Annotated in this window: 14 protein-coding genes; 8 read left to right on the top strand and 6 right to left on the bottom strand. The window is 63.7% G+C overall.

Translation table 11 applies throughout. The annotated features are described in order from the left end of the window. Positions 1-189 precede the first annotated feature (189 nt). Entirely contained in the window at positions 190-3,036 is a 2,847-nt protein-coding gene (gene leuS / locus AC1DWA_RS07910; protein ID WP_477846536.1) for a leucine--tRNA ligase, read from the bottom strand. Between the two features lie 101 nt (positions 3,037-3,137). Here leuS and AC1DWA_RS07905 point away from each other — a divergent pair, with 101 nt between their 5' ends. Together AC1DWA_RS07905 and AC1DWA_RS07900 are read left to right on the top strand one after the other, a co-directional pair. Beyond that, on the top strand, positions 3,138-3,632 hold the full coding sequence (locus AC1DWA_RS07905; protein ID WP_029537295.1) for an SdpI family protein: 495 nt from the start codon (positions 3,138-3,140) through the stop codon (positions 3,630-3,632). 5 nt (positions 3,633-3,637) lie between these two features. Next, positions 3,638-4,597, top strand: coding sequence for a DUF1648 domain-containing protein (locus tag AC1DWA_RS07900; RefSeq protein WP_438472714.1), 960 nt, complete (start codon positions 3,638-3,640; stop codon positions 4,595-4,597). Here the strand turns inward: AC1DWA_RS07900 and AC1DWA_RS07895 are convergent. Further along, positions 4,566-5,261, bottom strand: a complete 696-nt coding sequence (locus AC1DWA_RS07895) for a FadR/GntR family transcriptional regulator (protein WP_020909842.1) — start codon at positions 5,259-5,261, stop codon at positions 4,566-4,568. The two genes, AC1DWA_RS07900 and AC1DWA_RS07895, sit on opposite strands and share 32 nt — an antisense overlap. Before the next feature lie 162 nt (positions 5,262-5,423). Between AC1DWA_RS07895 and AC1DWA_RS07890 the strand changes: the two genes are divergently transcribed. Continuing rightward, positions 5,424-6,593 carry an MFS transporter gene (locus tag AC1DWA_RS07890; RefSeq protein ID WP_029256802.1) on the top strand — a complete coding sequence of 390 codons (1,170 nt, stop codon included), beginning with the start codon at positions 5,424-5,426 and terminating at the stop codon, positions 6,591-6,593. Positions 6,594-6,597: 4 nt separating this feature from the next. Continuing rightward, positions 6,598-7,578 (top strand): bile acid:sodium symporter family protein, encoded by a 981-nt coding sequence (locus AC1DWA_RS07885; protein ID WP_003942582.1) that lies wholly within the window; start codon positions 6,598-6,600, stop codon positions 7,576-7,578. Here the strand turns inward: AC1DWA_RS07885 and AC1DWA_RS07880 are convergent. From AC1DWA_RS07880 to AC1DWA_RS07870, 3 genes are read right to left on the bottom strand one after another with little or no spacing between them, the layout of a single operon-like run. Continuing rightward, positions 7,571-7,789: a hypothetical protein gene (locus tag AC1DWA_RS07880; RefSeq protein ID WP_019746182.1), complete on the bottom strand. Its 219-nt coding sequence runs from the start codon at positions 7,787-7,789 to the stop codon at positions 7,571-7,573. The genes AC1DWA_RS07885 and AC1DWA_RS07880 overlap by 8 nt on opposite strands. A 55-nt stretch (positions 7,790-7,844) precedes the next feature. Further along, on the bottom strand, positions 7,845-8,450 hold the full coding sequence (locus AC1DWA_RS07875) for a YqgE/AlgH family protein (protein ID WP_020909845.1): 606 nt from the start codon (positions 8,448-8,450) through the stop codon (positions 7,845-7,847). A 53-nt stretch (positions 8,451-8,503) separates the two neighbouring features. Next, entirely contained in the window at positions 8,504-9,199 is a 696-nt protein-coding gene (locus AC1DWA_RS07870) for a TetR/AcrR family transcriptional regulator (RefSeq protein WP_020971476.1), read from the bottom strand. Between the two features lie 134 nt (positions 9,200-9,333). Between AC1DWA_RS07870 and AC1DWA_RS07865 the strand changes: the two genes are divergently transcribed. The 4 genes from AC1DWA_RS07865 to AC1DWA_RS07850 are packed head-to-tail and all read left to right on the top strand — an operon-like array spanning position 9,334 to position 13,905. After that, on the top strand, positions 9,334-10,275 hold the full coding sequence (locus AC1DWA_RS07865; RefSeq protein WP_477846535.1) for an NAD-dependent epimerase/dehydratase family protein: 942 nt from the start codon (positions 9,334-9,336) through the stop codon (positions 10,273-10,275). A gap of 54 nt (positions 10,276-10,329) precedes the next feature. After that, the gene (locus AC1DWA_RS07860; RefSeq protein ID WP_477846534.1) at positions 10,330-10,953 is read left to right on the top strand and encodes a TetR/AcrR family transcriptional regulator; all 624 of its coding nucleotides are present in this window, start codon (positions 10,330-10,332) and stop codon (positions 10,951-10,953) included. After that, positions 10,937-12,574: an acyl-CoA dehydrogenase family protein gene (locus tag AC1DWA_RS07855; RefSeq protein WP_477846533.1), complete on the top strand. Its 1,638-nt coding sequence runs from the start codon at positions 10,937-10,939 to the stop codon at positions 12,572-12,574. The genes AC1DWA_RS07860 and AC1DWA_RS07855 overlap by 17 nt, the downstream gene beginning before the upstream one ends. Positions 12,575-12,597: 23 nt before the next feature. Continuing rightward, positions 12,598-13,905, top strand: a complete 1,308-nt coding sequence (locus AC1DWA_RS07850; RefSeq protein ID WP_136473374.1) for an MFS transporter — start codon at positions 12,598-12,600, stop codon at positions 13,903-13,905. Here the strand turns inward: AC1DWA_RS07850 and AC1DWA_RS07845 are convergent. After that, the gene (locus tag AC1DWA_RS07845; RefSeq protein ID WP_477846532.1) at positions 13,889-15,340 is read right to left on the bottom strand and encodes a CCA tRNA nucleotidyltransferase; all 1,452 of its coding nucleotides are present in this window, start codon (positions 15,338-15,340) and stop codon (positions 13,889-13,891) included. The two genes, AC1DWA_RS07850 and AC1DWA_RS07845, sit on opposite strands and share 17 nt — an antisense overlap. Positions 15,341-15,426: the final 86 nt, after the last annotated feature.

Here is a 15,426-nt window from a genome sequence, read left to right as displayed (position 1 = left end):
CGACAGCTACCGTTCTCGGCAACGTGTTACCTGCATCACAGCCCTCGCGTCGAACGCGCGCTACAGAATGTTCCGCGGAGCGGGACAATCAGGACAACGACTGATTGGCACCCCGGATACAGCCCCAGATACGACTGTGCGCCGTTTCGGTAGCGGTAACTACCAAAACGGCGCACGTGCGCGAAGCGCCTACAGAACTATGTTCACCATCTTGCCCGGCACAACGATCACCTTGCGCGGTGCGTTGCCCTCGAGCAGAGCGACGATCTTCTCGTCGGCCAGGGCGATCTCCTCGACAGCCTTGCGATCGGCATCCGCCGGCACGCTGATGCGGCTACGAACCTTGCCGTTGACCTGGATCGGGTACTCGACGGTGTCCTCGACAAGCCACTTCTCCTCGACAGCGGGGAAGGGGCCGTGTGCAAGAGATTCCGCGTGTCCAAGACGCGACCACAGCTCTTCCGCGAGGTGCGGCGCCAGGGGAGCGAGCATCAGCACCAACGGCTCGACGGCAGCACGGGGCGCGCCACCCGGGAACGCCTTGGTGAGGTGGTTGTTGTACTCGATCAGCTTCGCAGCGGCCGTGTTGTCGCGCAGCGCGGTGTAATCCTCGATGACACCGGAAATCGCCTTGTTGAGCGCACGCAGCGTTTCCTCACCGGGCGCTTCGTCGGTGACACGGGGCTTGCCGGTCTCCTCGTCGATGACGACGCGCCACACTCGCTGCAGGAATCGCGCAGCGCCGACGACATCCTTGGTCGCCCACGGACGCGAGGTGTCCAGCGGGCCCATCGACATCTCGTACACACGCAAGGTGTCTGCACCGAACTCGGCGCAGATCTCGTCCGGCGCAACGGCATTCTTGAGGCTCTTGCCCATCTTGCCGTACTCGCGGTTGACCTCGGCGCCCTCGAAGAAGAACTTGCCGTCACGCTCGACGACCTCTTCTGCCGGCACGTAGACGCCGCGGGCATCGGTGTACGCGAATGCCTGGATGTAGCCCTGGTTGTAGAGGCGACGGTACGGCTCGCTCGAGGACACGTAGCCCAGGTCGAACAGAACCTTGTGCCAGAAGCGCGAGTACAGCAGGTGCAGCACCGCATGCTCGACGCCGCCGACGTACAGGTCGACTCCACCGGGATCGTTGGGGCCGTGCAGTTCCGGACGCGGACCCGTCCAGTACGCCTCGTTCTGCGGATCGCAGAAGGCGTCCTGGTTGGTGGGATCGATGTAGCGCAGCTGGTACCACGAGCTACCTGCCCACTGCGGCATGACGTTGGTGTCGCGGTGGTAGGTCTGCAGACCGTCGCCGAGATCGAGCTCGACGTTGACCCAGTCGGTCGCCTTGTTCAGCGGGGGAGAGGGCTCGGAGTTGGCGTCGTCCGGATCGAAGGACACCGGTGCGTAGTCCTCGACCTCCGGAAGCACAACGGGCAGAGCCGAATCCGGCAGGGCGTGTGCGTTGCCGTCCGCGTCGTAGACGATCGGGAAAGGCTCGCCCCAGTAACGCTGACGCGCGAAGAGCCAGTCGCGCAGCTTGTACTGGATAGTGCCCTTGCCCTGGCCGCTCTCCTCGAGGCGGCTGATGACGGTCGCCTTGGCCTCGGCTACGTCCAAACCGTCGAGGTAGTCGGAGTTCACCAACGGGCCGTCACCGGAGTACGCAGCCTCCGAAACATCGCCACCGGCAATAACTTCGAGAATTTCCAGTCCGAACGCGTTCGCGAACTCCCAGTCACGGTGATCGTGTCCCGGAACTGCCATGATCGCGCCGGTGCCGTAGCCCGTCAGCACGTAGTCGGCGATGAAGATCGGGACCTTGTGGCCGTTGACCGGATTGACGGCGTAGGAACCGAGGAAGACGCCCGTCTTCTCCTTGTTTTCCTGACGCTCCAGGTCGGTCTTGGCGGCAATCGACTTGCGGTATGCAGCAACAGCTTCCGCCGGAGTCGTGGCACCGCCAGTCCAGCGTGCGTCGACACCGTCGGGCCACTCGTCCGCGACGAGCTTGTCCACCAAGTCGTGCTCAGGAGCCAGCGTCACATAGGTGGCGCCGAACAGCGTGTCGGGGCGCGTCGTGAACACATCGACGCCGTACTCGCCTGCGGCAAAAGTAACTTCGGCGCCGTAGGAGCGTCCGATCCAGTTGCGCTGCATAGCCTTGACCTTGTCCGGCCAATCCAGGTACTCGAGATCGTCGACCAGGCGATCGGAGTACGCGGTGATGCGCATCATCCACTGCTGGAGGTGCTTACGGAACACGGGGAAGTTTCCGCGGTCACTACGACCGTCGGCGGTGACTTCCTCGTTGGCCAGCACGGTGCCCAAACCGGGGCACCAGTTGACCATCGAATCCGACTGGTAGACAAGGCGGTACGAGTCGACGACCTTTGCCTTCTCGGCGACTGTCAGCGACGCCCACTCGCGTCCGTCTTCCAGAGCGCGCTCACCGGAATCGAACTCGGCTTCCAGCTCCGCGATACGACGGGCCTTGCCTGCAGCCTTGTCGTACCAGGCGCCGTGGATCTGCAGGAAGATCCACTGCGTCCAGTGGTAGAAGTCGACGTCCGTCGTCGCGAGGCTACGACGCTCGTCGTGCCCCAGACCCAGGCGTCGCAGCTGGCGCTTCATGTTGGCGATGTTGGACTCGGTGGTCGTCCGCGGGTGGGTACCCGTCTGCACGGCGTACTGCTCGGCGGGGAGACCGAACGCGTCGTAGCCGAGGGTGTGCAGGACATTGCGCCCCTGCATGCGATGGAAGCGTGCGAAGACGTCCGTAGCGATGTATCCGAGCGGGTGACCGACGTGCAGGCCCGAACCCGAGGGGTACGGGAACATGTCCTGAACGAAGAGCTTGTCGGCGGGAACACCGTCGGGCGAGGAGAGCGGACCGACCGGATTGGGCGCGTTGAACGTGCCGTCCTCACTCCAGCGGTCCTGCCAGTGCTGCTCGATCTGGCCGGCGAGCTCCGCGGTGTAGCGGTGCTGCGGAGTTGCGTCGGCTGGTGAATCGGGGGACTGCGGAGACTCGGTCACTGTGGTCGCTATCTACTTGGCTGACGGAAATACCGATAACCAGGGTAGAGCCTGTGCGACCCGGGCATACCATCAACTCCACTCGCGCCTATCCTGTATGGGTGATCGTTGTCGCTGTGGTGCTATTCGTGCTCGCTGTCGCCGTCGGTGGAGTTGGTGTCGCCGGACTGATCGGCAAACTCCCGCGCAACCGCTGGGCCGGTGTCCGCACCGAGGATTCCCTGCGGAGCGAGGAGTCGTTCGCCCTCGCCAACAAGGTGGCCGGTCCGACCATGCTCGCGGCCGCTGGAATGTTGGTCATCGGCGGAGTCGCAGCACTGACCATCGGCGGAGTCTTCGGCATTGCCGTCGCGATCATCGCCGTCGTCGTCGCCGTCCTCACTGCCGGTTTCGGTGGAGGCATCGGCACCCGCGCGGCCGCCGCGCTCCCACAGCAGAGCGGATGCGGTAACGACTGCAACTGCGGCGGCCACTCCGAGCCTGCCGCAGACGAGCCGGTGGCGGAGACCCCCGAGGCCAAGGCGAACGCTGCCGCTTGCGGTACCGCTTCCTGCGGTGCCTGCGCGCTCAAGGATGCTTGCCAGCCGGCTCATTGATTCACGTGAAACATCGCGTGGTCGACCCGGCCGGGGTCGTATTCGGGCTAGTGGTTCCGCTGTTGTGTGCGGTCTTCGGCTTCGTCCTGACAAAAATTTGGGAGCCTCGCCTCCCGGAGCAGATCGCGACCCACTGGACCACCACCTCGCCGGACGGCTTCTCCACCCCGTCGGCCAACGCATGGACCATTGCACTTTTGACACTGCTCTTCGGTGGCGGTCTCAGCGCGATTGCCGCTCTTGCTCCCGCGATGTTGATGATGCGTCGATTCATGTTGGTTGTCGGACTGAGCGTGGTCGGGCTCATCACGACAGTGAACTTCGCTTTGCTCTACACCCAACTCGATGTCGCCGATCCGTCCACGACGTCACTCCCGCTGTGGTCTCTCGGTGTCGGCTTTGCAGTCGGCGGGGTGCTGGGGTGGATCGGCGCCTCGTTCCTGCGTGACTACCGCGTCCGCACTCTTGCCACGATCGAACCCTCGGCCGGGTTGCCGCGAAGCAGCTGCCCTCTACCTATCTCCGACGACGTCGGATTCAGCACCAAAGGCTCGGTGATCCTCACTGCGATCACTCTGGCGCCCGGAGTCATCATGGCGTTGGCGATGCGGTCACTCTGGCCGCTGTTCATCTTCGGTGCACTCGGACTGCTCGTCGTCAGCCTGGTTCGCTTCCGGGTGATCGTCGACGAACGGGAAATTCGGGTCATCAACATGGGGATGGCTGCGATGACCTACGGCATCGACGAAGTTGTCGGAGCCGACGTCGCGGAGATCAAACCGTTCGCGGACTTCGGCGGCTGGGGACTCAAGACCAAGGGTCGTCGTAACTACGGCGTCGTCACCCGCACCGGGCCAGCGGTGGTCATCACGTTCGCCGGTGGCGACCGACTCACGATCACGACACCGAAGGCCGAAGACATCGCCGGGTCCCTCAACCGATTGGCCGACGCCCGGACTCGGTAACCGCCGAACCTGACCCGATCGCTTCCTGAGTCTTCTCGAGATACCCGCATGCCGCCGCCCTGGCTTTGGTGACATCGCGCTCGGCGATGGCTTCGGCAACTCCCTGATGATGCGAAGACGTCAGCGACGGCGGATGAACGCCTTCGGTCACCTCGTAGGTGGCGCGGACCGTTTCGAGGATTCCGGCAAACAGATCGGTCAGAACCGGATTGTGAGCGGCATCGACGACGGCAATGTGAAACGCAAGATCGACGTCGACGAAGTTCTCGGCCGGCACGTCACGCTTGGCGGCCAGCTCACGAAGTATCCGAACGTCGTCGTCGCTACGACGCTCACACGCCAACCGGACCGCTTCCATCTCGAGCGCACGACGCACTTCGAAGACGTATTTCATCTCGTCGACGGACGCGTGTTTGCCGAGCAGTCCGCCGATGTCGGTCCGTGCCCGAACGAAGGTCCCTGATCCGCGACGGATCTCCAGGACTCCCGTCGACGTCAGTGTCTTGATCGCTTCGCGCACGGTGTTCCGGCCGACGCCGAGAACACTCATCAGTTCCGGCTCGGTGGGAACACGGTTCCCGACGGTCCAGGCGCCGTCGGAGATCTGCGCGCGCATCCAATCGAGGGATTGCTCGTACGCGGACTCCTTGCGAACAACGGTCATCTACTCATCCTCACAGCATTCGCGACGATCATTCCACTCACCTACGATACGTAGGACGACCCATGTATTTTCGCACTCTGTCATCAGGAGGGGCTTCCCACGTCCGCCACAGCTGTCGCCACCGAAGAACGCACACGCCGCACCAATCGACACTTCTACGGCGTGGGCTACGTCCTCACCGTGATCCTTCTGGGCGCGAACATGCCCACCTCCGTCTACGGGCTGTACCGGACCGAGTTCGGATTCACGCCAACCATCCAGACGCTCATCTACGGCGTCTACGTCGCCGGCCTCGTTCCGGCGTTGCTGTTCTTCGGACCGCTGTCCGACGCCCTCGGCCGACGCACCGTGCTTCTGACTGCACTCGCGCTGAGCGTCGTCGGCACACTCGTTCTGGCATTCGCCGACGCGACGGTGTGGTTGTTCGTCGGACGCGTTGCTCAGGGAATCGCGGTGGGCGCGGCCAGTGCGGCGGGCAGCGCCGCGTTGGTGGAGCAGGAACCGAAGTTCGATCATCGACGGGCAGCGCTCGTATCGACGGTGACGGGCGCGTTGGGCGGTGCACTCGGACCACTCGTGTCCGGTGCGATCGCCCAGTACCTTCCGCAACCGCTGCGGTTGCCGTATCTGATCTTCCTCGTCGCGTTCATCCCGGCACTGATCGTGTTGCTACTACTGCCGCGGATCGGGGACATCACACGCCCGAAGCGGTTCTTCCAGATGCCACATGTTCCCGCCACCATTCGAGAGACGTTCTGGCTCAGCTCGCTCGCCGTCGCGCTGTCGTGGGGCGCAGTCGGACTCTTCCAGTCGGTGGTCCCGTCGTGGATGACCAGCCTGCTGAACATCGACAACCTCCTACTCGGCGGCGGAGCAGCTGCACTGGTCATGATCTGCTCGGTGATCGCGCAGCTCGGCGGGAGTCGTATGGACCCGCGGACGTCCGTCACCGCCGGCCTGGGAATCCTCGCTCTAGGAATGATCGGCCTACTCGTGGTCGACCTCGTCCCCAGCCTTGCGCTGCTGGGCGTCATCACCGTGGTGGTCGGCGCCGGGCACGGTCTGGCGTTTGCCGGCGGCATGAAACGCGTCAACGCCGCCGCCCGAATCCACGCCCGCGAGAGCCACGGCGGAGTCCTGGCGGCATTCTTCACCGTCAGCTACGCGGGACTGGCGATCCCGTCGATCATCGCGGGTATCGCCATCACCATCCAGGGAATGCAGACGGCCATCATCGAACTGTCGATCGTCGGGACGCTGCTGTGCCTGGCCGTGATGGGCTTCAACCTTCGTGGGGCTCGAGAGCCCGTCGACGCACGCCGTTATCCTTAGCCAGGTGAAGTTTCTCAGTAGGTTCTACATCGACGGGTTCATCCTCGGCATCATCATCGCCGGCGTGCTCGGAAGTGTGTTCCCGGTATCGGGTACCGCGGAGAGCATTCTGAACTGGGCCACCAAGATCGCCATCGGCTTCCTGTTCCTGCTCTACGGAGCACGGCTCTCGCCGCAGGAAGCCTGGAAGGGCGTCAAGCACTGGCGACTGCACACTGTCGTCCTTGCCGCGACGTTTGTGCTCTTCCCGCTGATCGGCCTTGCGCTGCGATTCCTGTCGCCGACCCTGATCAGCGACGAGCTCTACACCGGCATCCTCTACATGTGCCTCGTTCCGTCGACGGTTCAGTCGTCGATCGCGTTCACTTCGATCGCAAAGGGAAACGTCGCCGGCGCGATTGTCAGTGCGTCGTTCTCCAACCTGATCGGCGTCTTCGTCACCCCGTTGCTGGTGGTTCTGCTGATGAATACAACGGGCCAGGCGACGGTCGACTTCTCGTCGATCCTCGACATTGTCGTGCAGCTGCTGATCCCGTTCATCGTGGGCCAGCTGATCCGCCCGCTGGTGATCGGATGGCTGCAGAAGTATGCCGAGCCCACCAAGTACGTCGATCGCGGATCGATCCTCCTCGTTGTCTTCGCCGCCTTCAGCGAGAGCATGAAAGAGGGGATCTGGAGCACCATCACGATCTGGCAGATCGTGATCCTCACAATCGTGTGCTGCCTGATCCTCGCGCTGGTTCTCGGCGTGACCACTCTCGCGGGGCGCAAGCTCGGGTTCGACCTTCCCGATCAGATCGTCATCATCTTCTGCGGGTCGAAGAAGTCCTTGGCGACAGGCCTACCGATGGCGGCTGTACTGTTCGCGGGCCAGCCCGTCGGCCTGATCGTGTTGCCGCTGATGATCTTCCATCAGATCCAACTGATCGTCTGTGCTGCGATGGCGCAACGCTTCGCGAATCGGGATCCGGTGAGCGTCAGCTAGCGAGCAACTCGCCTCGGGTCGCGTCGACGCAGCCACAACCGCCCTGCAGTTCAGCACAATCGATGGACAACGCATGGCGACTCGATGCCAGGTCGACGCAGTTCACGCCGGTGCATTCGAGTGATCCGTCCGCATGTCGCAGCAAAGAATCGTGGCAGTGATCGACATCCGAAACACAATCCGCGCACTGGATCTGACGCTCAGCGATCATTGCTGCCACCTCTCTCGAAAACGATGACACAGGAATATCATCGACCTCCGACAGATCAGTTTCGTTCCACTTCGATGGGATGGCTGGCCAGCATTGCCACGGGGAGCGGTTGGCGTCGTAGCACCCGTGCCCAAACATCGACTCGGGGCGGCGTCAGCACATCGGACGGCAGTGAGCTGATCACCATCCAGTCTTCACGCTCGAGTTCCGAATCCAGCTGCCCCAGAGTCCAACCCGAGTAACCGGCAAAAATGCGGATCCCTTCGACCAGAGGAGCGATGACCTCCGGGTCCGAGTCCAGATCCACCATGACAACTTTGCCGTCCACCCGCCGCAGGCCGGCGACGCCGTCGATCCGTGCACCGTTGCGAGCGATACCCAGGCAGAGCGCGGAGTCACGCTTGACGGGTCCACCGATGTACAGGGCGGAAGGATGCGCGGTCAGCGGTGACCACTGCGGCAACACGTTCTGCACGGCCGTCTCACTCGGCCGATTGACGATGACGCCAAGGCTCCCGGCGTCGTTGTGCTCGATCATGTAGATGACGGTGCGGCGAAATGCAGGTTCCGTGAGATCGGTCGACGACACCAACAAACTGCCCGGACGAACCTCCGGTTCTATCCAGGCCATTCGATCCTCGGGTTCTTCTGCGTGCGCCACAAAGACATCATCTCACCGACAACTGCGTGCGGAGGAACGAGACACAGGCGTGTTCAGGTCAGACCCGCCACATCGGCAAGTAGTGCCAGATGCCGCTCGAAAATCTCACTCGCATCGGTGAACGTATCGCTTCCGTACTGCCCGAACACCTCGAAGTTCACCGAACCGAACAGCGATACCCAGACGAGAGTTGCGCGCACCGCAGCATCCGGCGGCAGGTCGGTGCCCAGTTCTTTCCGCACTCCCTCGAGGTCCGTTGCCAGCGTGTCACTCAGGTCCGGGCCCTCTCGCACCGTGAGTGCACCTGCGCGATGGGCGGCGTCGATGATCCCGATCAGCCGGGTCACGACGAGGGTGCCAGGGCCGGTGGTCTGCTCGCCCGGAGCGTCGTAACCGGGGACGGGGCTGCCGAACAGCAGACCGTATCGAGCCGGCTCCCGGATCGCCCAACTCCGGACGGCACGTCCGAGAGCAATGAACTGTCCGCGAAAATCTTCTGCTGCAACGGCATTCACGGCGGAGTCCACTTCCGCGCCCAGTTCCGTGTACCCGTCCACCACCAGCAAGGTCAGCAGTTCGTCACGACTGGCGACGTAGCGGTACACCGCTGAGGACACGACTCCCAGATCACGCGCGACGGCCCTCAAGGACAAAGCGGCGGCGCCGACGGCAGCAAGATGCTCACGCCCGATCCGGGTGATGTCCTGCAGCGTCTGTTCGCGCGCCCGCTCGCGGGGAGTTCCAACCATGAGTCCATCTTGCCCCATGACCGAGAGCAGTATCAACAAAAGAGAGCACTGCTCTTGACAGCCCTGAGGTGCGGGTGCATTCTTGAAAACGAGAGCAGTGCTCTCAGTTCATTCGAAACGAGAAGGAGCACACCATGTCGAACCTCGAAATCGTCACCGGAGCAGGACCCGTCGGATCCGCCGTCGCGCTACAGCTCGCCGAGCGGGGAATCAACGTCCGGCTCCTGACCAGGTCCGGCAGCGGGCCCGAGCACCCGCTGATCGACCGCCGACGCGTCGACGTCTCGGATTCCGAGGCCCTGCGCTCGGTCAGCGAGGGCGCCACGGCCATCTACCACTGCATCCACGCCGCCTACAACGCAGCCGATTGGGAGCGGGAACTCCCGGCGGCCGAGAAGGTTGTGCTCGACGCAGCCGCATCCATCGGAGCCGTCGTGGTCTTCCCCGAAAGCCTCTACGCCTACAACTCCGACACCCTGATGACCGAATCCGATCCACGCAACGCCACCGGCGGCAAGCGCGGAGTGCGCACCGCGCTGCTTCGTGCCCGCGAGGCCTCCGCAACACCCACCGTCAGCGTCGTGGCCTCGGACTTCTTCGGCCCCCGCGTCCGCACCGCCCACGCCGGCGAGCGCATGGTTCCGAAGGTCATGGCAGGTAAGAAGATTCGTGTCATCGGTTCCGCAGACCAGCCGCACTCCTTCACCTACATCCCCGATCTCGCGGCGGCGATGATCGCAGCAGCACACAACCCCGAACTCTGGAACTCCGTCATCCACGCACCCACCGGCCCCGCGCTCACTCAGCGCAAGATCGCCGAGGCCTTCGCTCGAGCCGCCGGGGCGACCCCCGCCAAAGTGGGTGTCCTGCCCGCCTGGGTGCTCGACGCCGTCGGCAAGATCAACACCGACAGCCGCGAACTCGCGGAGATGAACTACCAGTTCACCAAGCCGTTTGTCATGGACTCGAGTGCCAGCGAAGTGCTGCTCGGACTCTCGCCGACGCCGCTCGATCAGGCCGCCGAAGAGACCGTCGCGTGGTGGCGCGCGGAACAGGCTCGCACCGCTGCTGCCTGAACCTGCAGGTGGGGGCTCTTGACGCAAGAACGGAACGGGTGTTCACTTCTTCACATGGCCTATCGCCGCACTCCGGCAGTACAAGAAAGACTGGACGCCCAACGCGCCCGACTGCTCGAGGCCGCCACGTCGGCAGTGGCAACCCACGGTTATGCGGGCTGTTCCATCGCCGCGGTGGCCAAGAACGCCGGCGTCGGCACCGGGACGCTGTATCGACATTTCGACGGCAAGGGTGAACTGTTCGCCGAAGTGTTCCAATCAGTTTGCAGCCGTGAGGTATCCGCGGCCCGGAACGCCGGAGACAATGCCCGAAGTCTGGAAGGCAACCACCGCTCCGCGGTATCGGCATCGGTTCGCACGTTCGCCGAACGTGCCATGTGTGCACCGGTTCTCGCCTATGCACTGCTGGTGGAGCCGGTGGATCCACTCGTCGACGAACAGCGACTCATGTTTCGCGAATCGTTCCGCGATTGCCTGGCCACCGCAATTCGCTCGGCAGTCGACACCGGTGAGATACCGTCGCAGGACGCCACTCTGACGGCAGCGTGCATCGTCGGGGCAATCGGCGAGGCCCTGATTCTTCCGTTGCGCGGCGGCACCACGGATCCCGCTGCGATCGATGCCATCCTCGCCTTCACTCTTCGATCGTTAGGGAGTTTCGATGACACCCACGCATGAAGTCACCAATCAGGTCCCGCCCCTGATCGATTACGACGCAGCCGAATACGCGCCGATCCTCGAGGCACTACACCGCGAGGGAGCTTCGGACGCAGCCGAAGAGGTTCATCGCGTCGGGGTCCGCGCCGGCAGCGCGCAAGCTCAGGAGTGGGGCGACCTGGCCGAGGAGCACCCACCTGTCCTGAGAACCCACGACCGCTACGGCAACCGCATCGACGAGGTCCGCTACGACCCTGCCTATCACCAACTCATGAGCACCGCAGTGGAATTGGGACTGCACGGCGCTCCGTGGGTTGACCCGAATCCACACGCACACCTCGTCCGCGCCGCGAAGATGGCCGTGTGGGGTCAAACCGACGCCGGCCACGGCTGCCCCATCTCCATGACGTACGCCGTGATCCCAGCGCTGCGGCACAACGCGGACCTGGCGGCGCAGTACGAACCCCTCCTGACCACCCGGCACTACGATTCGGCGCTGAAAGCTCCCCTCACCAAACCCGGATTGATCGCCGGTATGTCGATGACGGAAAAACAGGGCGGTTCAGACGTGCGTGCCGGAACCACAAGGGCAGTGCCACAATCCGACGGTAGCTATCTCCTGACAGGCCACAAGTGGTTCACCTCCGCACCGATGTCGGACGTGTTCCTCGTCCTCGCTCAGGCGCCGGGCGGTCTGTCGTGCTTCTTCCTTCCTCGGGTCCTGCCGGACGGCTCGCTCAACAACATGTACCTGCAGCGTCTGAAGGACAAGTTGGGAAATCATTCCAACGCGAGCAGCGAGGTCGAGTACCGCGACGCTCTCGCGTGGATGGTGGGCGAGGAAGGCCGGGGCGTGCGCACCATCATCGAGATGGTCAACATGACCAGGTTGGACTGCACGATCGGCACGGCCACCGGCATGCGCGTCGGCACGCTGCAGGCAGTTCACCATGCGAATCATCGAAGTGCGTTCGGCGCCAACCTGATCGACCAACCTTTGATGCGCAATGTTCTCGCAGATCTGGCGGTGGAATCGGAAGCGTCGACTACCGTCGCGATGTGGCTGGCCGCTCTGACCGACCGCGCAACGTCGGGCGATGCCCACGCGAGCGCCCTACGACGCATTTCATTGGCCGTGAGCAAGTACTTCGTCTGCAAGCGCGGACCGATCCACGCTGCCGAGGCACTCGAGTGTCTGGGCGGAAACGGATACGTGGAGGAATCCCGGATGCCGCGCCTCTATCGCGAGGCTCCGCTGCTCTCGGTGTGGGAAGGGTCGGGCAACGTCGCGGCGCTCGACACACTGCGGGCGATGGCAAAGCAACCCGAAACGCTGCAGCTGTTCTTCGACGAACTGAAACAAGCGAGTGGCGTGGACGCCCGCTTCGATCAGACCGTGCGGGATCTCGAGGTGGCATTCGGCGATTTCGACGACATCGAATACCGGGCGCGAAAGATCGTCGGTGACATGGCACTCGCACTGCAAGCCTCGCTGCTGCTCCGCTACGGGCACCCCGCGGTGGCCGACGCATTCTGCGCGAGTCGGCTCGGAGATAGCTGGGGGAGCGTGTTCGGGACCCTGCCGAGGGGGATCGACATCGCGCCGATCCTCGAGCGGGCCACCGTCAAGATCGGCGCCTGACCCACCCACTACAGTTTCCGCTTATGAACCGAGCCTCGAACCGCCGCGAGGCCTGGCAGCGCGTACTGCACACCCTGCGTGAATCACCCGGCCTGGGAAGGCTGGCGCTCGTCCGCTTTTCCAGCCAGTTCGGCGACGGAATGTTCCAGGCCGCGCTCGGCGGCGCAATCCTCTTCAACCCGGAACGTGAAACCGATCCGGTGGCGATAGCGGCCGGCTTTGCCGTACTGCTCCTTCCCTATTCGGTGATCGGCCCCTTTGCCGGCGCTCTGCTGGATCGTTGGGACCGCCGCCTGGTGCTCCTGTGGGCGAGCGTGCTCCGCGGGCTCTTCATCCTGACCACCGCGGTGCTGCTGGTCGCCGGCGGCGGTGACACTCTGTTGTTGACGTGTGCGCTTGCTGCGATCGGGGTCAGCCGCTTTGTCGGGGCAGGCGTATCCGCAGCCCTGCCGAAGGTCGTTCGACAATCGTGGCTGGTGGCAACCAATTCCGTTCTCACAACGGCTGGTTCGGTGGTAGCCGCTCTTGGTGCTTCGGCAGCGGTGGCGATCATCGGCGTGATCGGCGCGGGGGATCGAGCGTCAGGCGCCGCCGTGGCCATCGCAGCACTGGGATCGGTGATCGCAGCCCTCGCCGCGGCCAGGTTCACCGCCCGCTCACTTGGTCCAGTGGCCGACGAAGTGATTCGTGCCAGCGCCGTCCGTTCGGTAACGGCCGGACTGCGCACCGGGGCAACCGCTGTCTGGGAGGCGCCTGGCGTCACCACGGCAATGATCGGGATCGGAGCGCACCGCATCTGCTTCGGCATCAACACCCTCATCATGGTGCTGGTCCTACGCGACACCTCGAACGGCTCCCAATTACCTGGAGGGATGGCCGGATTCGGCGTCGCCGTCGGTGCAACGGCCATCGGAATGCTGATCGCGGCATTGATCACACCGTTCCTCATCCCGCGGATCGGTCGCTCACGGACGATCACGTACGCCCTGGTGTGCGCGGTGGCCGTCCAGCTCGTCTTCGTAACCACCCTGACGCAGGGATCGCTGCTGATCGCCGCCTTCCTGCTCGGCATCGCCGGGCAGTCCGTGAAACTCAGCGGCGACGCGGCCATGCAGATCGACATCGACGACGACCGTCGTGGCCAGGTATTCGCCTTGCAGGACACCGTGTTCAACGTCGCGTTCATCGGTGCGATCGCGGCAGCGTCGACGGTGATCGCACCCGACGGCAAGAGCGTCGGCCTGGCCCTTGCCGGCGCGGGTGTCTATGCCGCCGGATTGTCAGCGGTGCTGATCAACCGCAAGAAACGAGAAACTAGCCCTGCTGGGTAGCCCACCATTTCAGCAGTTCAGCTTCGGCCTCGTCACGCTCGAGCGGGCCGCGATCCAGACGTAGTTCCTTGAGGAACGTCCATGCCTTGCCCACCTGCGGGCCGGCCGGGATGTTGAGCAGTTCCATGATGGCGTTGCCGTCGAGGTCCGGACGCACGCGAGCGAGGTCTTCCTGCTCCGCGATGCGCGCAATCCGCTCTTCGATGTCGTCGTATGTGGCCTGCAACTGCGCGGCGCGGCGCTTGTTACGCGTGGTGCAGTCGGCCCGGACGAGCTTGTGCAGCCGGGGGAGCAGCTCGCCCGCGTCGGTGACGTACCGCCGCACCGCGGAGTCGGTCCACTGCCCCTTGCCGTAGCCGTGAAAACGCAAGTGCAGGAACACGAGCTGCGAAACGTCGTCGACCATCTGCTTCGAGAATTTCAAGGCACGCATGCGCTTGCGCACCAGCTTGGCGCCAACCACCTCGTGGTGGTGGAAGCTGACGCCACCGCCTGGCTCGTTACGCTTGGTATCCGGCTTGCCGATGTCGTGAAGCAGTGCAGCCCAACGCAATACGAGGTCGGGATCGCCTTCTTCGAGATCGATCGCCTGCTGGAGCACGGTGAGGGAGTGCTGGTAGACGTCCTTGTGTTGGTGATGCTCGTCGATCTCGAGCTTCATCTGCGGAACCTCGGGCAGCACGTATGCAGCCAGTCCGGAGTCGACCATCATGTTGATGCCGTCCACCGGGTACATGCCCAGCATCATTTTGTTCAGCTCCACCTGCACACGCTCGGCGGTGATCCGCTCGATCTGCGACGCCATCTCCTTGATGGCCTCGAAAACGCGATTGTTCAACGTGAAACCAAGCTGCGAGACGAACCTGGCTGCGCGCAGCATCCGCAGCGGATCGTCGTTGAACGAGTTCTCCGGCGCCGACGGCGTATCGAGTTCCCCGGCCAGCAGGGCGTCCATGCCGTTCAGCGGATCGACAAACGTGTAGGAACCGTCCGCGCCGATCTTCATCGCCATCGCGTTGACGGTGAAATCGCGGCGCACCAGATCGTCGGCCAACGTCGTTCCGTACTCGACTATCGGATTACGCGAGACACGGTCGTAAGCGTCGGCCCGGAAGGTCGTGATCTCGATCTCCTGGCCGTGCTTGATGGCGCTGATGGTCCCGAACTCGATGCCGGTGTCCCACTGCTTGTCCACCCAGCCCTTGAGCAGAGCCTGAACCTTCTCCGGCCTGGCGTCCGTCGTGAAGTCCAGATCGCCACTGAAGCGGCCCAGGATCGCGTCGCGAACACTGCCACCCACCAGGAACAGCTCGTGACCGGCCTCGGCAAAACGCCCACCGAGCGGGTTCAACACGTCGGACAACGTGCCGAGCGTTGCAGTGGCGTCGGCAAGCAGTCGTAGGCGGCGATCAGCGTCGGAGGTAGGGACAGTCACGTGAAAGGAGCTTACTTAAGGTGCGCAAATAGCAGAACGCGCATACGAACGCGATAGACCGCTTTGCGCGGGTTACCGGGCAACGC

Source organism: Rhodococcus sp. P4_F3_2 (assembly GCF_056401335.1).
The sequence above is the reverse complement of the archived record's forward strand: the minus strand, read 5'-3'. Positions and strand labels throughout refer to the sequence as shown.